The following is a 19,869-nucleotide window of genomic DNA, read 5'->3' on the forward strand; positions in this document are numbered from 1 at the left end:
GATCAACCTTCCATAGGGGGCGTGGCGAGCAGCGCCGCCGTCGATTCTGCAATGGCGCGTTCTTCGTCACTGGGTACTACGAGCACCGGGAATGCCGAGTCCATGGTGCTGATCTGGCGGATGCCTTCCCGGACGGCCGAATTCAGGCGCTCATCAAGGGCAAGGTTAAGTGGACCCAGCCAGGCGACCACCTTGTCCCTGAAGAGCGTAGAGTTCTCACCCACGCCGCCGGTGAACACCAGAGCGTCAGGCCGGCCGACCACCATGGAGTAGGCCGCGATGTACTTGGCGAGACGGTAGGCGGCCATGTCCACAGCGAGGATCGCACCAGGTTCTCCGTCTCGGGCAGCGGCGCCAACTTCACGCATGTCAGCGGTTCCTGCCAGAGCTAACAGGCCAGAGCGGTGGTTCAGAAGCTGGTCGACTTCGTTCGCAGTTGCACCACCGTGCTGCATCAACAGGACGATGGAAGGATCCAGGTCTCCCGACCGCGTCCCCATGACCAGTCCCTCCAAGGGGGTCATTCCCATGGAGGTGTCCACGCTGAGCCCGTTCCTGACGGCGGTGACGGACGCGCCGTTGCCAACATGGGCCACTATCGCATTCAAAGGCGCCGCGGCGAGATACTCTGCTGTGTCACGGCAGGCCATCTCCACCGAGATGCCGTGAAAGCCGTAGCGCTTCACTGGATGGGCCCGGTAGGCGTCCTCCGGAATGGCATATCGGGCGGCGAAGTCTGGAATGGTGCGATGGAACGCCGTGTCAAAGACGGCCACCTGTGGGAGGGCGGGCCACCGTTCGCCGGCGGCGTCAATGCAGGCAACACTGGCTGGGTTGTGGAGCGGCGCCAAGGGACTTAGCCCTTCGATGGCCGCCATCACGTCCGCGGTGACACGGACCGGGGTGCTGAACCGCACGCCGCCGTGGACTACGCGATGTCCAATAGCCTCCGGATGCGTGGGACCTAGGCGCTTCACGGTGTCATTCAGCTCTTCAAAGGCAGCGTGCAGGCGGATCGTGCTGGAACGCTCGTCCGGTGGCCAGTCAACCTGTCCGGACGCAAGAATGCCAGCAGCCGGGCTGGTAGCTGCTGTGTCACGCAGGTGGTACTTCAGCGATGAAGAACCGGGATTCAGCACAAGAACACGCATGATCTCCTCTCACTTCCACGGGCAAGCTAGGATCGATGGCTCTGCTGTGGACCCTAACGCACTGCGCCGCTCAGCGGGAGGGTCTTCCGGCCCTTGCGACGGCGGAGAGTCCCGCCGATAGTGGAGACCACCACCGTTGGCAATCCGAAGGGAACGTCGGTTCGTGAAGATGCAGATTCTGGTTGCCCTTGACGGCTCACGGGCGGGCTCACCTGTGGCTGACTGGGCTGCGGCCCGCGCGGATTCATTTGATCTTGGCCTCGCCCTGGTCCACGTGGTCCCCGGACAGTGGGCTTACCCCCGGGAGAACGACCATCAACTGGCCCTATGCCGCGCTGAGGACCTGCTCACCAGCGAAGCGCAACGGCTCGCGTCAGCCTTCCCAACGCTGCGCATTGCCACGAAACGGCTGTCCGGCGAACCTGCCGCAACGATTGCTTCGTTGTCTCCGGCCTACTCGATGGTGGTGGTGGGCATGGACCGCAGACCCGGCACGGAAGGGCAGGGATACGGTTCGGTCAGTTTCCAAGTGGCTGTGACCAGCAAGTGCGATGTCGCCGTTGTCCCAGGGCCGGCGCCTCAACAGCGTTCCGGAGTAGTGGTTGGCGTTGACGGCTCCGCTGAGTCACTCGATGCCCTGGATCAAGGGGCCAGAGAGGCCGAACGTTTGAATGATGTATTGATAGTTGTTCACGCAACGGGGCCCGGGGTTGGGCTTGCCGAAGGTGGGAAGGTCCTTGGCGCGGCTGTCCAACAGGTCACGCACGAGTTCCCGTCCGTCGTCGTAAAGCAAGTCCTGGATACCACTCGTAGCCCCGGAGATGCGCTGATAGCTGCTGCAAGGCAAGCGCAGTTGCTGGTCATGGGCTGCAAAGGGCGGGGAGGTGTGAGCGTGCTGCTGGGCTCCGTTGCCCAGCATGTGCTCCTGCAGGTGCAGTGCCCCACGATCCTGACCCGACCCTAGCCAGCGGTGCCGGGCGGGACCTCCTGAGTTTCGCCGTCGTGAACGTCAGAGGCGGCCGGATCCAGCGGAGGCCACCACTTCGACGGCGGGCTGATGACGAACCGGCGACCGCTGACCTCCGAGGGCGTAACCCTGACCAAGACGTCCTTGGCGCCGGGCTGCCAAGGCGACAGGCCGGCATCGACTGCCTCCTGAATGTCTTCGGGCTGCGTCACGAACTCCGGGCTTCCTTTGAGGATGACACTCCAAGCGACTGTCCCGTAACGGTTGAACCCATCGGCTTCCAGAGCAATCACCGCCCCTTCCCGAAGGGCGTCGAGTTTGGTCCCCGGCCCTGTCCTGAAAAGAACAGTCCCGTAGTTTGGAACAAAGTTCACCGGAAAGATCTCCGGCTCTTCACCGTTGATGAGGGCGATCCTGCCGATGGACACCGATTGAAGGTACTTCCAGCAGTCGTGGACACTGAGCTCTTTAACGTCTTGGTCCGTCGATGTGTTCTCCATGGGGCCGAGCCTATCCCTTCCGGCAACGCACCTATAGGGCAGAAAGTCCCTCCCTCCGCAGGACCTTAGCCCCTGTTTGGGAGTACCTTCGCATCCGTAGGATCACGAGTATCAGATACCAGGGGACCGTGCTCCGTGCAGTCCCACCTCACGCAGGAGACAAAGACCATGGAAACCGACGAACGCCCCGGAACCGTCCTCTCCGAAGCCGACTCATGGAAGGTCTTGGAACGTAACCAGCATGGTCGTTTGGCTGTCAGCGTTCTGGGCGAGCCGGACATCTACCCACTGAATTTCATCGCTCACAACCAGCGTCTGCTGCTGAGGACAAATCCGGGGACGAAGCTCGCTGAGCTGACCGTCAATGAGAAGGTTGCTTTCGAAGTGGAGGAGATCGTCGACGCCGAAGCCTGGAGTGTTGTCCTTAAGGGGACTGCCAGGGTGATCGAGTCGCAATCGGAGATCGACGAGGCAGACAAGCTGCCCTTGAAGCCGTGGATCCCGACCCGAAAATACACCTACGTTGAGATCACTCCCACCCGGGTCCACGGCCGCCACTTTGAACTCGGTGATGAACCGGAGCGGTATTGACCCCACGGGCCTCCACTGACTGCGCTGACGCACCAGACCGTCCAGGACCCAAGGCCCTGAGGGCATTGAGAATGGTGGCAAGATCCACCAGCTCCTGCAGCAGCGCCCCGGCGACGGCCGGAATCATGCCAAGCGAGGCCATCACCATCAGCCCGAGGCTCAGCAGTATCCCTGTCCAAATGCTGGTCCGTGCGATGCGAAGGGTACGCTGCCCGATACCAACCGCGACCGCAGCCTTGGACAGGTCATCGACCATGATCACCACGTCCGCCGACTCGCTGGCCGCAGTGGCACCTTTGGCACCCATGGCGATGCCGACGTCGGCCGCTGCCAGTACCGGAGCGTCGTTGACGCCGTCGCCAACCATCATCACGGGCCTCAGCGGGAGCGCGGCTACGGCAGTAACTTTGTCAGCGGGCAGGCATTCGGCCATGACGTTGCTGATGCCGGCCTCCACGGCGATGTGGTGGGCCGTCGTTGCAGCGTCTCCGGTCAGGAGCATCGTCTCCACCACCCCGAGCCTCCGAAGTTCCGTCAGGGTGTCCTTCGCATTTGGGCGCAATGGATCGCTCATGACCAGAGTGCCGGCAAACCGGCCATCCACTCCTACGTAAATCCCGAGATGGCCTCCGGGCAGTGTCGTCATGTCGAAACCGCTCACCAGGGAACTGACGTAAGCAGGTTTTCCGACCACTACGTGGTGGTCTCCGCAGTCGGCCGTGACACCGTTGGTTGCATGTTCACTAGCGCTCGTTGCCGGTACCAGAGCCAGGCCGCGCGCTCGGGCTGCTGCGATGACTGAAGCCGCCAAAACGTGGGTGGAATACTGCTCAGCAGAGGCGGCCAACTGCAGCAGGGCGTTTTCGGACAGATTCGATGCCGGGGCCACCCGGATTCCGGCCATGGCGGGGTTGCCTTGGGTGAGGGTCCCTGTCTTGTCGAAGACGGCGGTCCTGACTCTGCTGAGTTGCTCCAACGTCCCGGCGTTCTTGATAATGATGCCGGCATGTGCGGCCCTGCTGGTCCCCGCAAGGAACGCGACAGGTGCAGCTATCAACAATGGGCATGGTGTGGCTACCACCAGAACCTCAGCGAACCGTCCCGGATCCTGGCTGAAGAACCACGCCGCGCCCGCCAGCACCAAAGCGACCAGAGTGAACGGCACCGCATACTTGTCGGCAAGCCGTACCGTCGGCGCGCGGCTTGCCGCAGCTTCCTGAACCAAGGCAACTATTTGGCTGTACTGGGAATCCCCTGCGGTGGCCGTGGCCTTCATACGCACGGCATCGGCGCCGTTGATCGAACCGCTGAGCAGCAGTTCGCCCTTGGTTCGCTCAGCAGGCAGGCTTTCGCCCGTCAGCGCTGACTCGTCAAAGGTTCCGACGTCGGACAGCAAGGTGCCGTCCACCGGAACCAACTCTGACGGCCTGACCAGCAGCACGTCCCCCGGAACCACGGCATCCACCAAAATATCTTCCACGGGCAGGCCGGGCCGTTCCCGGTGCGCATTCCGTGGGGACCGATCCAAGAGTGCACGGAGCTCCTTGGTGGCGCGGCCTTGGGCAAACTGTTCCAGCGCTTCGCCGCCTGTCAGCATCAGCACCACGATCAGGGATGCCAGGTATTCCCCCACCGCAACAGTTGAGCAAATGGCCATCACGGCCAGAAGGTCAATGCCCCAGCGCCCGTGCAGGAGCCCTTTGATCATGGTGACGGCCCGGTAGAGGGCAACACTAAGGGCAAAAATGCTCGCCAGCCCTTGGGCTGCTGGTATTAGTCCGATGACTGTCAGGACCACGACGGTGACGAGCACCACCACGGTTGCTGTCACTAATGGAAAGCGCAAGGCCGAGTGCAGCAGACGGTGTGTCATGTCCGCTGGTCAGTCATGAGGGTTTCGGCAGATCTCCGGAACACCAACGGCTTCCATGGCCGCAAGGCCAATGGATCCCGCCCCCACGATGCCCACGACGTCTTCCGGGGCCACGTGCCCGGCCTGGACTCCGATTTCGAAGGCCGTGGGCAGTATGTCGGAGAGCATCACGGCTTCGTCGTCGGTCACGCCGGGGGGCAGTTTGTGCAGGGAGTTCTCGGCATAGGGAACCCGAACGAATTCGGCCTGGGTACCGTCGATGAGGTGGCCGAAGATCCAGCCGGTTCCAGATTGTCCTTCGTCACCGAGACAGTGCGAAAACATGCCCTTCCTGCAATTGCCGCAATGCCCACATGACTTGATACAGGAGATGACCACCCTGTCACCCCGGCGGAGTGAACCGACCGAGCTCCCCACATCGGTGACGGTCCCCACCCCCTCGTGCCCGAGGATGCGCCCCGCCTGAACCGCAGGGACGTCTCCCTTGAGAATGTGCAGATCCGTACCGCAAATGGTGGTGGTGTCGATGCGCACGATTGCGTCGGTGGGGTGCAGAATGACGGGGTCCGAAACGTCTGTCCAAGACTTTTCGCCAGGGCCACCGTAGAAGAGTGCCTTCATGGTGTTGTTCCGTCCTTAATATGCCTGGCTGAAACACCGGGCGTCCCGGCATTCGTCCGGTGCCAGACGTTCGACGTCGGCACTTGGCCTTGTGTTCATTCCGAACCCGCCCTGGTGGCGTCGTCGAGCGGACTCCACCACGTCAGCGGTGGGGTTACTTTGAAGCGGCGCCCGGTCAACGAGGTGGGAACGATCCGGACAAAATGGTCCTTCCGCCCGGCCTGCCACGGGAAGAGCAGCAGACCGACAGTGTCCAGTACTTCCTGGGTCAGCTTGATGCTCTCTGCTTTGCCCTTGACCACCACACTCCACGCGACTCCCGATTGTGGGTCTACCCCGTCAGTTTCCAGCGCCACCGGTGTGGAACTGAGGGCGGCGTGGAGCTTACTCCCCTCGCCGGTGCGGAAGACCAGCGTGCCGTGGTCTGCCTTGTAGTTAATGGGAAAGATGTCGGGATGGTCCTGCGCCCAAACTGCGAGTCGGCCCACCGAGACGCTGCGCAGCAGTTCCCAACACTGCTTGTTGTCCAGGATCTCAGCTTCCGGGACCGTGGGTTTGTTCGTCATGGTTTGACCGTAGGTCCGGCTGGGCGGGGACAACAGGGCACAAAGGCCCACTCACGCAGCGTTTCGTAGCTGGTCGGCAAGCGCCAGAGTAGTCTGGCATCAGGACGCCGTTCGGTCCCCACAGGAATTTCGGCATTCTTCGAAAGGAACTGGTGAACGACTCAGAAGCACCTGAGCCCCAACCCAACGTTGTGCCGCGGATCCGGATTGAGGACCTCCTGAAGGACTTCGTAGGCCGCGCCGGCGAGCTTCTCCTGGCGCAGGAAAGAACACGGGGCTTACTCGAAGCCGTTGTGGCAGTGGCAGAAGACCTGAGCCTGGAAGCGGTGCTGGACCGCGTGGTCACCTCTGCATGTAGCCTGCTTCAGGCGCGCTATGGTGCCTTGGGAGTCATCGGGGAGGACAACGCTCTCAGTCATTTCATTACGGTAGGTATAGACGGCGAGCTCGCCCAACGCATCGGCCCACTCCCTACTGGACACGGTGTCCTCGGACTGCTCATCACAGAGCCGGAACCGCTGCGCCTCCACGACCTCGGCCACCATCCGAAAGCCTACGGATTCCCGCAACACCACCCTCCCATGAAGTCGTTCCTGGGAGTCCCGGTGCGGGTAAGGGATGTGGTGTTCGGGAATCTCTACCTGACCGAAAAAGAAGGCGGCGGAGATTTTACGCCGGAGGATGAGGACTTGGCCGTGGCGTTGGCTGCGGCGGCCGGCGTGGCGATCGAGAATGCCCGGCTCTACGAGGATGCCCGCCGCCGCGCCTCTTGGCTTGAGGCCTGCATGGACGTTACTGGAAGAATGCTCGGCGCCGACCAGCTGGGGAAAGCAGAAGACTCGGCATTGGACCTGATAGCGGCGAGAGCCCTCAGGGAGTCGGGTTCCCATCTGGCCTTGATCCTGGTTCCGTCTCCTCATAAGCCCTATGTAGTGGCGGGCACGGCTGGTGCCCGTGGCGCTGAATTCGCTGGCGCGTCTTTGGCGATGAAAGCCGCGGAAGTGCAGGGCGTCGCAAGCACCGGAAAGGCCACTCGCCTTGATGACTCCAAGGATCTGCTCGGTCTCGCCAACGAAGGGGCGTCGGCCCGGCTGCTGATCATCGACCTCAGCGCCCAAGGAGCCCATCATGGCCTGTTGGTCCTTGCCCGCGATCCCGGTACAGGTAATTTTTCAAAGACCGATGTGGAGATGGGGGCGGTCTTCGGTTCCCACGTGGCACTCGCGCTGGCGCTGGAACGGATTCACCGGCTCCGGGAACAAGTGGTGGTGTTCTCCGACAGGGACAGAATCGCACGGGATCTCCATGACCTGGTCATACAACGGCTGTTTGCAGCTGGCCTGAGCGTCCAAAGCCTCCGGCGTTTCACAACTGGCGAGGCTGCCTTGAGCAAGATCGACTCAGTGACCGAAGAGCTGGACACGAGTATCCGCGATCTCCGCAACACCATCTATTCGCTGCAGGCCAGTACCCGTGAGCGGGAGTCGTTGAGCGGCCGCATCCTGCAGTCGATCCAGGCCGGCGCCAAGTCCCTGCCGTACGCGCCACATCTGACGCTGGCTGGTGCCGTTGACTCGGTAGATGACGAAGCCATCATCAAACACTTGCTTGCTGTCGTATCTGAAGGCCTCAGCAATGCCGTGCGCCACTCAGGAGCTCAATCCATCAACGTTTCAGTGTCAGTGGCCGAAGGACGGCTGACCTTGGAAATGATGGATGACGGATGTGGGTTTGTCGATCCTGCCCCGGGAAACGGTCTGGCCAACATAGCTCTGCGCGCAAAGGAGATGAACGGCACCAGTACCATCACCAGTGCGCCTGGAAACGGGACATCGATGACATGGTCTGTGCCGCTGAGCTGATCCTTTAGCGCAGGGAACCGGCATCCTCTTCAGGTGCTTGAGCCATGAACACCGCCGCCTGGGTTCGGCGTTCAAACCCTAGCTTGGCCAGCAGGGACGAGACGTAGTTCTTCACCGTCTTCTCGGCCAGGAGCATCTCCTCGCCGATCTGGCGATTGGTCATGCCTTGACCAACATACTCAAGGACACGGCGCTCTTGCGGCGTGAGGGAAGCTGTCCTGGGATCCTGTCTCTTCGGCGTCGTGAGGCCCTGCACGATTCTCGTCTTGACGGCGTCGTCGAACAACGACTCGCCGTGGGCAGCTTTGCGTAAGGCACCCAGCAGGTCTGTGCCCCCGATTTCCTTCAGGACGTAGCCTGCAGCCCCGGCAAGAACAGCGGCGCGGAGGGCTTGTTCGTCGTCGTAACTAGTCAAGATCAGGCAATTCAGTCCAGGGTCCACGGAGCGAACGTCCCGGCACACCGCGATTCCGGTGCCGTCGGGCAACCGTGCGTCCAGAACAGCGACATCGGGACGCAATGCCGGAATCCGGCGCGTCGCTTCTTCCGCCGAACCAGACATGCCGACAACCACGAAACCTTCGTCTTCCAAGAGTTCCTGGAGGCCTCTGCGAACCAGCTCATGGTCGTCGAGGATGAAAACGCGGATTGGCTCTCCGGGGGAAACGCCGGTGGCTTCACCGGCTGTTTCTGGGCGATCCATGATTCTCCTGTCCGGCGGCCGATGGCCGCAATATCGAGAGCTTTGTGTAGGCGGCTCTGCCAAATTCTTGCCGACTGCCGGCCCTGCCCACAAGGGCCCAAGGACCCTGCCGGCGCGTGTGACTTTAGGCCCTGTTGAGAACGCGCCGTTTTACCGACGCTGGAAGAACGGGAGACCCGAAACCGCTCGCAGAAGATGGGCGGCCCCGGTATCGGACAAAATGAAGGAGTATCGATCCCCATGAAGAAATGGACGCGTTGGCAGGACTACACCGTGATCGCGGCCGGCGCAGCGTGGAGTGCCTGGATCCCAGGCGCGGTGGCCTTGGTGGTGACCGCTCTGGCGATCAAGCCAAGCACTGACAAGCACTGAGGAATACAGGCACCACCATGTGGCGTCTACGCCATAACCACCAAATCACCCATCGGCGCCGCGTCACCGCGCGGCGCCCATGGCTTCATTGCAGTGAGCAACCCTCAATGGCCCGGCCTTGGTTCACCCCGTGGAGCCGTACCCTGCCTTAAGGATGGAGCATCGTCATGGCCACCAAAAACCCCGCAACGCTGCGCTTTCTGGGCGCCACGGATACCGTCACTGGCTCCCGCTACCTTGTGGACTTCCACGGGACACGAATCCTGGTCGACTGTGGGCTGTTCCAAGGCTACAAACGCCTCCGCTTACGGAACAGGCAGCCTTTTCCTGTCTCCCCTGCATCCATCGACGCTGTCTTGCTGACGCATGCCCACTTGGACCACACCGGGTACGTTCCCAGGCTCGTGAGGGATGGTTTCAGAGGTCCCGTCCATGCCACACACGGGACCACCGAACTGTGCAAACTCCTGCTGCCAGACAGCGGACACCTGCAGGAAGAAGAGGCCAGGTACGCCGACCACCGTGGATCGTCCATCCACACTCCTGCCGTGCCCCTGTATACGGCGGCAGATGCAGTGAAGTCGCTCAATAGTTTCCGCCCCGTTGAGTTCGACAAGGCCCTTGACCTCGGCAGCGGCGTCGAGGCCACTTTCGTGCCAGCCGGTCACATCCTGGGAGCGGCGCAGCTACAGATCCGAGTGGGCGGCAACTCCCTTCATTTCACCGGCGACCTGGGCCGCGACGACGACCCGCTCATGTATCCTCCCCGGGAGCTTGAGGCCGTCGACGTGTTGGTAACGGAGTCCACCTACGGCAACAGGACCCACCCAGCCGGTAGCTCTGAGGTGGAACTCGGCGAGGTGGTTTCCCGGGTGGCGAAGCGCAGCGGAGTCATACTGATCGCGGCATTTGCCGTTGGCAGGGCGGAGACACTCATGCTTCAGTTGGCGCGGCTTCGCCGAAAAGGCCTCATTCCGGATATTCCCGTGTATCTCAACAGCCCCATGGCCATCGATGCTTCCTATATGTATCAGCAGCATCCGGACGAACACCGCCTTCACCCGGATGAATTCAAGGACATGTACCGGGTGGCCACTATGACCCGGTCGGCAGACGGCTCCAAGCTCCTTAACCTCAGGGGTGGTCCCATGATCATCATCTCCGCCAGCGGAATGCTGACCGGAGGACGAATATTGCATCACATCGAGGCGTACGGCAATGACCCCAACAACGCGATCGTCCTGAGCGGATACCAGGCCGCCGGCACCAGGGGTGCAGCTCTGGAGGCCGGGTCACGTGAGCTGAGGGTCTACGGGCAAGACGTCCAAATCCGGGCAGAGGTGGTTCGACTCGAAGGATTCAGCGCCCACGCCGACTCGGACGCCATCATCCGGTGGATGCATTCAGCCCCGCAAGCACCACGAATGACGTACATCACCAGACCATCGCCATCGCCACACCGGAATAAGGACTTCCGGCCCTAACCGGCACTAAGAACACGGTACAAACTGGCAACAAGGCCCCGGCCGACGTCCGGGGAACCCATCAACGAAGAACGGGCCCAGCCATGAATGAAGCAATTGTCGTCGGTGTCAACGATTCACCCAGCAGCGAGGCTGCCATGGGATGGGCCATGCATAGAGCCGCCACTTTGAAGCTGCCGGTACAGCTTGTCCATGCCGTGGATGACCGCTGGGCGTACGATTCTGTGGGCTATAACGAGTGGATCCGGGAATCCGGCATCAACTTTCTTGCCGCTGCGAAGGACCGGGCCGCCAAGATGGAACCCACCGTCAATGTCACCACGGACCTCGTCTCTGGTGGGGCCGGCTACGCTTTGGGCAAGAGGTCCAAAAAGGCCGCCATGGTGGTCATTGGTTCCGGCCATGGTTGGGCTGGCGGTTCCCTGACAGATCGCGCTTTACAGGTTGCCGCCGTTGCGCGTTGTCCCGTAGCAGTTATCGGTGAGCACGACATGACACACCGCAAAGGGATTGTAGTTGGCGTGGATGGTTCTGAAGAGGCCACACAGGCCGTCGCATTTGCCGCAGCAGAGGCCGACCGCCAGGGCCAAGAGCTGACTGTCCTCCATGCCTTCCTCACACCAGAACCATGGGTAACCCGCGGCGTACCCCACACCAACTACTTCGAGGTCATCACGGAAGAGGAGCGCGTGGTCTTGGCCGAGACTGTCGCCGGATTGGCAGACAAGTACCCTGATCTGGTGGTGCACCAGGTCCTCGACACCCACACACGGCCCGCCGAAGCATTGCTCGCGGCAGGGGCCACTGCGCAGTTGCTGGTGGTCGGTAGCCGTGGACGAGGCAGCTTCAAACGCCTCTTGTTGGGTTCCACAGCGCACGCAGTTCTCACCAAATTGCCGTGTCCCACAATTATCGCGCGGATCAGCCCGGTCAAACACTCCGACTGAAAGCAACAGTGCACCCCAAACCCGGGGTCACTTAAAGTGCGGGCTTGCCGGTCCCCGGGCAAGCCCGCACTTTCGCGTTTCAGCTAGGCGAGATATACGTGCTTCCCTGTCATGATGGCGGGCTGGATACAGATGAAGAGGGCTCTGTCCCCACCAGCCCACGGTTCTGCCGTCATATTGCCCCAAAGCCGCGTGAGTAACTCCCGGTCAACTACATGGGACGAGGACCCGCTGACCAACACCGACCACCCTTCGCTTCGATCAGCCCTGGCATCGTCGATCTGGAAAGATGTCTGCATTCGGGCCACCGGCCCACCAATCAACCCTTCCAGCGAGGTGCGGAAGTAAATGGCGTGATCGTGAACCAGGTAGTTGACAGGCAAGATCATTACCCTGCCGTGGTGGACGAAACCTATCCGCCCTGTGTCATGCGAACTAAGCCTCGCCCAGCACTGCACCTCACTAAGGTCTTCGCTGACGTGACGGGCACCATCGATGCGTACAGGTTCTTGGCTGGGCACACTCATTTCATGCTTCCTTTTCGGGCGTGTGCACTACAAGAACCGGGCAACGTGCGTGGGCGACGCAGGCCGAACTGACCGATCCCATCAGGAGGCCGCCGAATCCGCCATGGCCGCGCCTGCCCACGACCACCATCTCCGCTCCGCGGCTTGCTTTGATCAGTCCTTGCCGGGGATGGCCCTGTTCCAGATGCGAAATGACGTTGTCCGGCACGTCAAGGCCGAATGCCTTTTCGACTGACACCTTCAGGACTTGCCCGGCAGCCTCCTGAAATCCCGTGATCCCCACAGCCACATAGCCCTCATAGACCGGCGGAAAATCCCAGTACGCAACAGCCTCCACTGTTGCCCCCAAGGCGACTGCCAAACGTTGGGCTTCGCGGAGCGCCTCGATGGACGGCTCCGAACCATCCACCCCTACAACAATCTTCCCTGGTGATCCGTCCTTGCTCATCTTTATCCTCCTGGCGCTTGTGACTTTTCTTCCTGCCAGAATGCCGTCAACAGACAGCATCGAACAGGGCCGAAGGTCATGGCAGCGCAGGCCTCAGCTAGCACCCTCAGTGGATCGGAGTTCTTCGATGGGCCGCTGAGACTTCATGGCGCTGCGCCGGGTCCGGCTGTGACTTTCGGCCCTGTTTCCTGCCTCCGGCACCACCCATGCTGGGAGTGAAGGCAGGAGGCACACCATGGCGCTTTCGGAGTTCGAACGGCTCGAACTGGAGAAAATTTCAGAGGCTCTTCGGGAGGATGACCCCAAGCTGGCAGCACTGATGAGCTTGGACGACCTGAGTCGGCGCCGCTGGAAGGGCATCAAGCGAGGCGGCCTCGCTGCCCTCGGCGGGCTCGGATTGCTGCTGGTGAGTTTCCCCCTCGGCAGTCTGGCACTGGGCGTGCTGGGTTTCCTCGCCATGGGTGCAGGAACGTACTGGGCAACCATTTTCATAGGTGACCGCCCTCTGTCCGGGAAGCCACGCGGCCGGACAAACGCTCACGAGAAGAACAGGGAACAGTCATGAAAGCACTCGTCATTTACGATTCCGGCTTTGGCAACACGAAGTCGATCGCTGAGGCCATTGCAACGGGCCTCAGCTCACTCAACGCGAAAGTGTTGCCCGTCGGGCAGCTCCGACCCGAAGATATCTCCTCCGGCGACCTATTAGTAGTGGGAAGCCCCATCAACGGATGGCGTCCCACCCAGAAGACGATGGAGGCTCTGTCCCGACTTGGTAGCCGTGGGCTCGCAGGGGTGGTTGCGGCCGGCTTTGATACGCGGGTGAAGTTGTTCATCCACGGTGATGCAGCCCGGAAAATCACCAAGACCCTCAAAGAGGCCGGAGCCAGCACTATTTCCAAACCCATGGCCTTCTACGTCAAGGGAACTGAGGGGCCCTTGCTTGACGGAGAGATGTCCCGCGCAACTGCGTGGGGTGAAGAACTCCTGTCCATTGCCACAGCAGATGGAATCCAGAGGAGTGCGTGATGGCAGGCTGGCTTGACCCGAGCAAGATCATTGTTGGCGTCGACGGCTCCGAGGCATCGGTGGCAGCACTACGCCACGGACAACGCATTGCGCTGGCGCTCGATGCACCGCTTGAAGCGTGGGGGTGCTGGGAGATGCCGCTGGGATACGAGGGATATCTGGCCATGGGCGTAGATGGCTTTGCCCATGATGCCGAGGCACGACTCGACAAGGCGGTGGCAGAGGCTTTCGGTACTGAGAAGCCCAGGAACGTCAGTTCCCGCCTTGTTCAACGTTCACCCCGTGCGGGGCTCGTTGAAGGCAGCAAACATGCGTCACTTCTGGTGGTAGGCCGGCGCGGTCACGGTGGTTTTGGTGGACTCCTCCTGGGTTCGGTCAGTTCGGCCTGCGTTGCGCACGCGCACTGCCCCGTCTTGGTGGTCCATTCCGCGGGCAACAGCGACTTCTGATCGAAGAACTCCAGATATGAAAAAGCCTGGTCACATCGTCCTCCTCATTGTCGGCATTGTTCTTTCTTTGCTCGGCTTTACATTGTCAGCGGCAGGTGCGGCAGCGGCTTGGCTCGCTTCTTCCCAAGACGATGGAGCCTTCTTCGCCTCCCCAACAGAGCGGTACACGGTATCGTCCCGTGCACTGGTCTCCCCCCAACTCGATGCCGTAGGCGAGGGCACCCCCGAAAGGCTTCCCTTCGACGTCGGAACCCTCAGGCTCCGGGCCACTGCAACGGAGACCGCCCGTGAACTGTTCATCGGCATTGCACCCCAAAACGAGGTCGACAGGTACCTCGCAGGCGTACACCACACCGAATTGCGCGAAGTGAAGTTCCAACCCTTCCGGCCGGTTTACAGGGACGTTCCAGGATCATCCACCCCCGCAGCGCCCGGTGCCCAGCACTTCTGGGCAGCATCAGCCTCCGGCCCTGGTGAGCAGCAGCTCACCTGGAATATCGCTCCCGGCAATTGGACGGTGGTGGTGATGAACGCTGACGCCAGCGGCCGGGTTTCCGCAGATCTGCAAGCCGGCTTCCGTTCGGAACTCATCAAGCCCGCCGCCATGGGCCTGCTGTTCGCCGGCATGCTGGCCATCCTTGTCGGCGTGCCTCTGTTGGTGTTGGGCGCCGTAGGTCTGGGCCGTGGCGGAGGATCGCCGGGGCAGCCTCCTTCGAAATCCGCGGCAGCGCAAGGCTCCACACCGGCAGGCACCATGAGCTCACCGCTCCATTTCACCGGCCAGTTGGACCCTGCCCTGTCGCCCTGGATGTGGCTGGTGAAATGGTTCCTCGCCATCCCCCATTTCTTCGTGCTGTTTTTTCTCTGGTTCGCGTTCGCTGTCACCAGCATCATTGCCTGGTTCGCCATCCTTTTCACGGGCCGCTACCCGCTGTCTCTCTTTCATTTCAATGTAGGCGTCCTCCGATGGAACTGGCGCGTGGCTTTCTATGCCTACGCCGCAGGCGGGACCGATCACTATCCGCCGTTCAGCCTCTCCCGGACCGACTACCCGGCGAACGTGGAGGTGGATTATCCGGCCCGCCTGTCCCGGGGCCTGGTTCTTGTAAAGTCCTGGTTGCTGCTCATACCGCAACTGCTGATCGTGGGGGCGTTCACGGGAACGGCGACATGGGCCTGGCGAACCGAGGACGGACCCGCCGGCGTGGTCAACGATCGCGGCGGCGGACTGTCCTTACTGGGTCTACTGGTCCTCATCGCCTTGGTAATCCTGTTGTTTACCGGCAGCTATCCGCGCCCCCTGTTCGCCTTCATCATGGGCATCAATCGCTGGGTCTACCGTGTGCTCATCTACGGAGCCCTGATACGCGACGAATATCCGCCGTTCCGCCTTGACCAGGGTGCCTTCGATCCCGAGCCACTGCGGCCCACGAACACTGACGGAAGGGCCGGCCCGCCGTCAACGACGGCCCTTCCGCGCCCGCGGTAGCACCGGCGTCGCGAAGAAACCCACGACGGCGAGTGGTCGCCGTCGTGGTTTGACAGCCATGGTGCTCGCCGTAGGGCTGAAACTGTTGATCGCAGCGGAGCCGCAGGGAGCTCGAGGAACGCTAAACGACGACGTAGGCATGTCGGTGTCGTTGCTTCCGTCGCGGTAGCCGCGGACAACGTGTTCGACACACCACCATTCGTCCACATGGCATTGATTCCGTTCAGTGCGCTGAGGTGGCCCATTGCGAATCTCACGGATTTCTTCGGCCGTTCCTTCGGGCAGTCATGGCCGCTACGCAGTCGCAGAATGCCAGCCCTACCGGCCCGCCGTTCGCCATGTACCGCGGGATGCCAACCGACACCGTCGACGTAGAGGCGAGCCTTCCCGTGACGCCTGGTTTTCCGCTTCGGGGGAGGTTATCAGCAGCCTGCTTCCGGCGCCGGACGCCCTCCAAACTGTGCACAAGGGACCTTACGACACTCTGGAACGCACCTTCGCGCTCATCCTTGAGCGAATGAGCGCAGAGGGAATGACGCCTTCAGACACCATGTGGGGGTTCTCTTTGAGCGACCCGGAAAAGCGCCGGACCCGGCCATGTGGAAGACCTGGTTGTTTGGGCCCGTCATCTGAGCAGCGCGGGCTTCCCTCGCTGGAAAGAAGATTTGAGTGTGGACAATATCCACACCCCCCTTTGGCTTGACAAAGCATCCACCAGCCAAGGCCTCATCATTCCAAAAAGGCGCCAGGCCAAGATCTTCGACGCAAGTTCCCCAAGACATGTCGCGCTCAGTGCTCAGTGCTCCCACCCATGAAGGGGTGTAGGACAACGCGGACCTGGCGAACGAACCAGGAGAGGAACACATAACCCCAGCTCAGAGCACGCGGAGGGCCAACCCGCCACGACTCTGAACCCGCTCCCTCACAACCAAACAGGTGACCCGCGGCGCCAGGCACACCCCGCGGCCAGTGTCAGAGGGACCTGGCCAACCGGAATGTACACACATTAAAGCAAAAACCCCCTCTGACGAGGGGGTCTGCCTGTGCCCGAGGTGGAACTCGAACGGGATCCTTGGCCGTGGAAACACTGGAATCCCGCAAAGACCTGCGGAATCCGGGCCAGTCCGGCGGCTGTACGAGCCGGTCCGAGGTGGAAAGTGTGGACATCGTCCACACCCCATTTCGGATGCGACGGAGGACTAACGGGGCACCAGATGCCTGGAAATCTCGGCGGCAGCGTGCGGCAGGTCGATAGTAACCGCAGCGACTCCGACGACGAGGTCGAAGCCTTCATCCGTCGTGAAGTCATGCCGGTAACCGTTGATCCACAGCAGCAGCACCATGAGCGTCCACGCCGTCCCCTTGTTGCCATCAATGAGTGAATGAAACCTGGCGACCGACTCCAACAAGGCTGCAGCCTTCACCGCGAGATGCGGATAGGTCTCCGCGCCCATGACAGTCGTAGCCGGCCTGGCCAATGCCGAAGCCAACAACCCGACATCACGGATATGAAAGCCGTACCGATCAACTACCTGAAGGGCATCCTCAATGTCCAGGTACGCTGTCACGCGTCTTCAAGGCGCTTCAGCAGATCAGCGTCATGACTCATAACAAAATCAAGGCCCCCGCCAATTTCACGCCGGCGCGCGTGGCGCTGCAGAACCAATTCGGCCCCCTGCAATAGGAGTGCGGACTTGGACGTGTGTTCCTCGGCAGCCAACTTCTCCAACCGTCGATCAAGGTCCTCAGGGACACGGAGATTCATAGCCATGAGCCCCATGGTACCAAACCGGTACCCAAGCGGGCCGGAACGAACACATTCTCCACCGAGGGAAGTAAAACCGGTAACGGCGCACATGTCAGGTCTGAAAGCAGTCCCCCTCTTTTGGCCCGCTGCCGCTCTGCTGTTCACAGACCGAAGTTCTGGCCTAGTTTCTCACTTTCGTATCCCAAGGGTTCCGACACAGTGAGGCTATGTGACGTCGGTGGGTTCAGAGAAGGAGTCGGTGCCTCGCGGGGCGGGATCGCCCATCGGATCAGGTGGTCATTTGAAGGACTTAAACACGATTGAGTCGAAGACAGTGCGCGCCTCTCTCATCAGCTCCGGATTGATCGATTCGTCGATATAGCCCATCGCGACGACAGCCCGCCGGCCCGCCACGTCGACCACCCGGTAGGTCTCGCGTTCATTCTGAGTCGAGTACCAGTGTGTGCAGTGGTACATCATTTCTGAGTGGATGCAGAACTTGCCGGTGTTGCAGGCCGTGGTGTCCACATCGCCCTCGACAGAGTGGTCGAACTCAAAGCCTGGGTAGTCGCCCACCCTGACCTTGACAGCAGGAGTGCTTGCCGTTGACGACTGCGCCGCCATAGCCCTAATGAAGGCCTCGGCCGCAGGGCCGACATCGGCAAGGGCTCCCCTCCAGTTACAAGCGTCCTGCGACACATAGAACGCGGGCCCAAGAGTCAGGGAGACGGCCCATTCAGCCGGGTGATCCGGGTCATCTTTGCCCAAGCTATTGCCGTCGAGAGCAGACCAGCCGCCTGGGACGGTGATCTCGAAAGGCTCCTTGTAGCCGGCGACGGGGACCAGGTAGGTGCCGGCGTCGATATCACCGCTCTCGGGCAGCGGGTAGACCTTGCGACTGTCGCGACTCTCCGGCAGCGGTGAGACCGTGGGAGCCTCCGAAGCCGGAGAACTGGGAGACGGGAGGGAGGCGTCGTCCGACTCATACTCACACCCGCCGAGACACCCAATCAGTGCGATCGTCACCAAGGGCAAGAGACGGCGCAACCGCTGAGTGGGCTTTGCGAGGGGTGTCACAAAAGTCATTGATCCACCAGGCCGCTACAAGGCACTGTGAGGCCCCGCAGCCTGCTGGCCTCGCGGGCGGCGCATTGGACGCCGTCGAATCAAGTCTCCTCCGGTAGAGAACCCGTGACAATGAAGACTTGGACGGAACTGTGCCGAAAGTCATCCCCGTGACAGCACACTGTTGCTTCCGACGCCCGTTGTGGCGCACGGACCGTAGTCCTGCAAACGGTTTTTGTCACGAGCTGAGTAATGCTCGGAGAAGCGGGCCTGTTGCAGGCCTGCGGCGTCACTGGGAGTACGCAAGCAAGAAGGGAACACATAGCCCCAGTTCACAGCAAGCGGAGGGACAACCAGCCACGACCCTGAACCCGCTCCCTCACAACCAAACAGGCGACCCGCGGCGCCAGGCACATCCCGCGGCCAGTGTCAGAGGGACCTGACCAACCAGAATGTACACACGTTAAAGCAAAAACCCCCTCTGACGAGGGGGTCTTCCTGTGCCCGAGGTGGGACTCGAACCCACACACCTTTCGATACTGCATTTTGAGTGCAGCGCGTCTGCCAATTCCGCCACTCGGGCGCGGATCACCGGGAACTCAGCGGCTCCCATTTCTGTGAGCAACGCGATCCGTTCCCAGCACGCGGAATTACTCTACATGGAGATAGGCTATTTCAAAGAATCGGGCGCGCTGGTGCAACAGAAACACGCAACGCAACCGTCCACACTAAGATGGACATGAACCCGCCGAACCTTTTCAAGGAGATCCCGTGACCGAACAGACGGAGTCCACGTCCACAGCCCAGCCGGCCCGACGCGTTGTCGTTGCCGAGGATGAGACCCTCATCCGCCTGGACATTATCGAGATTTTGAAGGGCGAGGGGTACGACGTCGTCGGCGAGGCAGACAACGGCGAGAAAGCTGTGCAGCTGGCCGAGGAACTCAAGCCTGACCTTGTCCTCATGGACGTCAAGATGCCTGTCATGGACGGTATCTCGGCTGCTGAGAAGATCGTCAAGGCGCGCATTGCACCTGTTGTCCTGCTGACTGCTTTCAGCCAGAAGGAACTGGTGGAGCGCGCACGCGACGCCGGTGCCATGGCGTACGTCGTCAAGCCGTTCTCCCCCGCGGACCTGATCCCGGCCATCGAGATCGCACTGTCCCGCCATGAGGAGATCAAGGCACTCGAGAACGAGGTTTCCGACCTCCAGGAGCAGTTCGCTACGCGCAAGCTTGTAGAGCGCGCCAAGAGCCTTCTGACCACCAAGATGGGCCTGACGGAGCCGGAAGCTTTCCGCTGGATCCAGAAGACCTCCATGGACCGCCGCCTCAGCATGCGTGAGGTTGCCGAAACCATCATCAACCAGGTCAACTAACACAAAGCAACGCACGACGGCGGCCGCTCACCTCACACGAGGTGCGCGGCCGCCGTCGTACTCGCCACAAACAGCGCTACTCACCGCATGCAGCGGCACTC

General features: G+C 61.4%; 21 protein-coding genes, 1 tRNA gene and 1 pseudogene. 11 read left to right on the forward strand and 12 right to left on the reverse strand.

Annotation, left to right across the window (positions count from 1 at the left end):
* Positions 1–2: 2 nt before the first annotated feature.
* Complete coding sequence (locus AR689_RS01645; RefSeq protein ID WP_062065880.1) at positions 3–1,151, reverse strand: acetate/propionate family kinase; 1,149 nt, start codon at positions 1,149–1,151, stop codon at positions 3–5.
* Positions 1,152–1,320: 169 nt separating this feature from the next.
* Here AR689_RS01645 and AR689_RS01650 point away from each other — a divergent pair, with 169 nt between their 5' ends.
* Positions 1,321–2,115: a universal stress protein gene (locus AR689_RS01650; protein ID WP_231745407.1), complete on the forward strand. Its 795-nt coding sequence runs from the start codon at positions 1,321–1,323 to the stop codon at positions 2,113–2,115.
* On the opposite strand, the gene AR689_RS01655 is transcribed toward AR689_RS01650, so the two are convergent.
* Positions 2,112–2,618: a pyridoxamine 5'-phosphate oxidase family protein gene (locus tag AR689_RS01655; RefSeq protein ID WP_062065886.1), complete on the reverse strand. Its 507-nt coding sequence runs from the start codon at positions 2,616–2,618 to the stop codon at positions 2,112–2,114. The genes AR689_RS01650 and AR689_RS01655 overlap by 4 nt on opposite strands.
* Positions 2,619–2,786: 168 nt before the next feature.
* On the opposite strand from AR689_RS01655, the gene AR689_RS01660 reads away from it, so the two are divergent.
* Positions 2,787–3,209, forward strand: coding sequence for a pyridoxamine 5'-phosphate oxidase family protein (locus AR689_RS01660; RefSeq protein WP_026546671.1), 423 nt, complete (start codon positions 2,787–2,789; stop codon positions 3,207–3,209).
* Here AR689_RS01660 and AR689_RS01665 read toward each other — a convergent pair.
* From AR689_RS01665 to AR689_RS01675, 3 genes and pseudogenes are all read right to left on the reverse strand, one after another.
* A complete protein-coding gene (locus AR689_RS01665; protein WP_062065888.1) occupies positions 3,148–5,082 on the reverse strand; it encodes a heavy metal translocating P-type ATPase in 1,935 nt (644 codons plus the stop codon). The two genes, AR689_RS01660 and AR689_RS01665, sit on opposite strands and share 62 nt — an antisense overlap.
* Positions 5,083–5,121: 39 nt before the next feature.
* A pseudogene (locus tag AR689_RS01670) lies at positions 5,122–5,703 on the reverse strand (alcohol dehydrogenase catalytic domain-containing protein); the annotation flags it as partial.
* A 95-nt stretch (positions 5,704–5,798) separates the two neighbouring features.
* A complete protein-coding gene (locus AR689_RS01675; RefSeq protein WP_062065890.1) occupies positions 5,799–6,269 on the reverse strand; it encodes a pyridoxamine 5'-phosphate oxidase family protein in 471 nt (156 codons plus the stop codon).
* Positions 6,270–6,421: 152 nt separating this feature from the next.
* On the opposite strand from AR689_RS01675, the gene AR689_RS01680 reads away from it, so the two are divergent.
* Positions 6,422–8,131 carry a sensor histidine kinase gene (locus AR689_RS01680; RefSeq protein ID WP_062065893.1) on the forward strand — a complete coding sequence of 570 codons (1,710 nt, stop codon included), beginning with the start codon at positions 6,422–6,424 and terminating at the stop codon, positions 8,129–8,131.
* Between the two features lie 4 nt (positions 8,132–8,135).
* Here AR689_RS01680 and AR689_RS01685 read toward each other — a convergent pair whose 3' ends face one another.
* Entirely contained in the window at positions 8,136–8,834 is a 699-nt protein-coding gene (locus AR689_RS01685; RefSeq protein WP_062065895.1) for a response regulator, read from the reverse strand.
* 240 nt (positions 8,835–9,074) lie between these two features.
* Between AR689_RS01685 and AR689_RS23635 the strand changes: the two genes are divergently transcribed.
* The 3 genes from AR689_RS23635 to AR689_RS01695 all read left to right on the forward strand — a co-directional run bounded on the left by AR689_RS23635 (position 9,075) and on the right by AR689_RS01695 (position 11,637).
* Positions 9,075–9,206 carry a hypothetical protein gene (locus AR689_RS23635; RefSeq protein ID WP_286158869.1) on the forward strand — a complete coding sequence of 44 codons (132 nt, stop codon included), beginning with the start codon at positions 9,075–9,077 and terminating at the stop codon, positions 9,204–9,206.
* 167 nt (positions 9,207–9,373) lie between these two features.
* Complete coding sequence (locus AR689_RS01690; protein WP_082697735.1) at positions 9,374–10,690, forward strand: MBL fold metallo-hydrolase; 1,317 nt, start codon at positions 9,374–9,376, stop codon at positions 10,688–10,690.
* 83 nt (positions 10,691–10,773) lie between these two features.
* Positions 10,774–11,637, forward strand: coding sequence for a universal stress protein (locus tag AR689_RS01695; protein WP_024820823.1), 864 nt, complete (start codon positions 10,774–10,776; stop codon positions 11,635–11,637).
* Positions 11,638–11,720: 83 nt separating this feature from the next.
* Here the strand turns inward: AR689_RS01695 and AR689_RS01700 are convergent, their stop codons facing one another.
* The gene (locus AR689_RS01700; RefSeq protein WP_062065897.1) at positions 11,721–12,164 is read right to left on the reverse strand and encodes a pyridoxamine 5'-phosphate oxidase family protein; all 444 of its coding nucleotides are present in this window, start codon (positions 12,162–12,164) and stop codon (positions 11,721–11,723) included.
* A 1-nt stretch (position 12,165) separates the two neighbouring features.
* Positions 12,166–12,612, reverse strand: a complete 447-nt coding sequence (locus tag AR689_RS01705) for a universal stress protein (protein ID WP_062065900.1) — start codon at positions 12,610–12,612, stop codon at positions 12,166–12,168.
* Positions 12,613–12,847: 235 nt separating this feature from the next.
* Here AR689_RS01705 and AR689_RS01710 point away from each other — a divergent pair, with 235 nt between their 5' ends.
* The 4 genes from AR689_RS01710 to AR689_RS01725 are packed head-to-tail and all read left to right on the forward strand — an operon-like array spanning position 12,848 to position 15,579.
* Positions 12,848–13,177 (forward strand): DUF3040 domain-containing protein, encoded by a 330-nt coding sequence (locus tag AR689_RS01710; protein WP_062065903.1) that lies wholly within the window; start codon positions 12,848–12,850, stop codon positions 13,175–13,177.
* Positions 13,174–13,641: a flavodoxin family protein gene (locus AR689_RS01715; RefSeq protein WP_062065906.1), complete on the forward strand. Its 468-nt coding sequence runs from the start codon at positions 13,174–13,176 to the stop codon at positions 13,639–13,641. The genes AR689_RS01710 and AR689_RS01715 overlap by 4 nt, the downstream gene beginning before the upstream one ends.
* Positions 13,641–14,090 carry a universal stress protein gene (locus AR689_RS01720; protein WP_062065909.1) on the forward strand — a complete coding sequence of 150 codons (450 nt, stop codon included), beginning with the start codon at positions 13,641–13,643 and terminating at the stop codon, positions 14,088–14,090. Before AR689_RS01715 ends, AR689_RS01720 begins: the two co-directional genes overlap by 1 nt.
* Before the next feature lie 16 nt (positions 14,091–14,106).
* Positions 14,107–15,579, forward strand: coding sequence for a DUF4389 domain-containing protein (locus tag AR689_RS01725; protein WP_062065912.1), 1,473 nt, complete (start codon positions 14,107–14,109; stop codon positions 15,577–15,579).
* Between the two features lie 1,199 nt (positions 15,580–16,778).
* On the opposite strand, the gene AR689_RS01730 is transcribed toward AR689_RS01725, so the two are convergent.
* From AR689_RS01730 to AR689_RS01745, 4 genes are all read right to left on the reverse strand, one after another.
* The gene (locus tag AR689_RS01730; protein ID WP_062065915.1) at positions 16,779–17,147 is read right to left on the reverse strand and encodes a type II toxin-antitoxin system death-on-curing family toxin; all 369 of its coding nucleotides are present in this window, start codon (positions 17,145–17,147) and stop codon (positions 16,779–16,781) included.
* A complete protein-coding gene (locus AR689_RS01735) occupies positions 17,144–17,350 on the reverse strand; it encodes a ribbon-helix-helix protein, CopG family (protein WP_231745404.1) in 207 nt (68 codons plus the stop codon). The genes AR689_RS01730 and AR689_RS01735 overlap by 4 nt, the downstream gene beginning before the upstream one ends.
* Positions 17,351–17,623: 273 nt before the next feature.
* Positions 17,624–18,412, reverse strand: a complete 789-nt coding sequence (locus AR689_RS01740; protein ID WP_062065918.1) for a hypothetical protein — start codon at positions 18,410–18,412, stop codon at positions 17,624–17,626.
* Between the two features lie 480 nt (positions 18,413–18,892).
* Positions 18,893–18,974, reverse strand: a tRNA-Leu gene (locus AR689_RS01745).
* A 188-nt stretch (positions 18,975–19,162) separates the two neighbouring features.
* On the opposite strand from AR689_RS01745, the gene AR689_RS01750 reads away from it, so the two are divergent.
* Positions 19,163–19,768: an ANTAR domain-containing response regulator gene (locus AR689_RS01750; RefSeq protein WP_011774540.1), complete on the forward strand. Its 606-nt coding sequence runs from the start codon at positions 19,163–19,165 to the stop codon at positions 19,766–19,768.
* Positions 19,769–19,869 lie beyond the last annotated feature (101 nt).

Origin of the sequence: Arthrobacter sp. EpRS71, assembly GCF_001512285.1 — a bacterium.
Classification (GTDB): domain Bacteria; phylum Actinomycetota; class Actinomycetes; order Actinomycetales; family Micrococcaceae; genus Arthrobacter.

Excerpts from the sequence above, each read along its gene's own strand:
- AR689_RS01725 (WP_062065912.1), top strand. The coding sequence starts at position 14,107 with ATGAAAAAGCCTGGTCACATCGTCCTCCTCATTGTCGGCATTGTTCTT.
- AR689_RS01685 (WP_062065895.1), bottom strand. The coding sequence starts at position 8,834 with ATGGATCGCCCAGAAACAGCCGGTGAAGCCACCGGCGTTTCCCCCGGA.
- AR689_RS01720 (WP_062065909.1), top strand. The coding sequence starts at position 13,641 with ATGGCAGGCTGGCTTGACCCGAGCAAGATCATTGTTGGCGTCGACGGC.
- AR689_RS01710 (WP_062065903.1), top strand. The coding sequence starts at position 12,848 with ATGGCGCTTTCGGAGTTCGAACGGCTCGAACTGGAGAAAATTTCAGAG.
- AR689_RS01690 (WP_082697735.1), top strand. The coding sequence starts at position 9,374 with ATGGCCACCAAAAACCCCGCAACGCTGCGCTTTCTGGGCGCCACGGAT.
- AR689_RS01650 (WP_231745407.1), top strand. The coding sequence starts at position 1,321 with ATGCAGATTCTGGTTGCCCTTGACGGCTCACGGGCGGGCTCACCTGTG.
- AR689_RS23635 (WP_286158869.1), top strand. The coding sequence starts at position 9,075 with ATGAAGAAATGGACGCGTTGGCAGGACTACACCGTGATCGCGGCCGGC.
- AR689_RS01660 (WP_026546671.1), top strand. The coding sequence starts at position 2,787 with ATGGAAACCGACGAACGCCCCGGAACCGTCCTCTCCGAAGCCGACTCA.
- AR689_RS01675 (WP_062065890.1), bottom strand. The coding sequence starts at position 6,269 with ATGACGAACAAACCCACGGTCCCGGAAGCTGAGATCCTGGACAACAAG.
- AR689_RS01645 (WP_062065880.1), bottom strand. The coding sequence starts at position 1,151 with ATGCGTGTTCTTGTGCTGAATCCCGGTTCTTCATCGCTGAAGTACCAC.
- AR689_RS01655 (WP_062065886.1), bottom strand. The coding sequence starts at position 2,618 with ATGGAGAACACATCGACGGACCAAGACGTTAAAGAGCTCAGTGTCCAC.
- AR689_RS01665 (WP_062065888.1), bottom strand. The coding sequence starts at position 5,082 with ATGACACACCGTCTGCTGCACTCGGCCTTGCGCTTTCCATTAGTGACA.
- AR689_RS01700 (WP_062065897.1), bottom strand. The coding sequence starts at position 12,164 with ATGAGTGTGCCCAGCCAAGAACCTGTACGCATCGATGGTGCCCGTCAC.
- AR689_RS01695 (WP_024820823.1), top strand. The coding sequence starts at position 10,774 with ATGAATGAAGCAATTGTCGTCGGTGTCAACGATTCACCCAGCAGCGAG.
- AR689_RS01740 (WP_062065918.1), bottom strand. The coding sequence starts at position 18,412 with ATGACTTTTGTGACACCCCTCGCAAAGCCCACTCAGCGGTTGCGCCGT.
- AR689_RS01735 (WP_231745404.1), bottom strand. The coding sequence starts at position 17,350 with ATGGCTATGAATCTCCGTGTCCCTGAGGACCTTGATCGACGGTTGGAG.
- AR689_RS01705 (WP_062065900.1), bottom strand. The coding sequence starts at position 12,612 with ATGAGCAAGGACGGATCACCAGGGAAGATTGTTGTAGGGGTGGATGGT.
- AR689_RS01715 (WP_062065906.1), top strand. The coding sequence starts at position 13,174 with ATGAAAGCACTCGTCATTTACGATTCCGGCTTTGGCAACACGAAGTCG.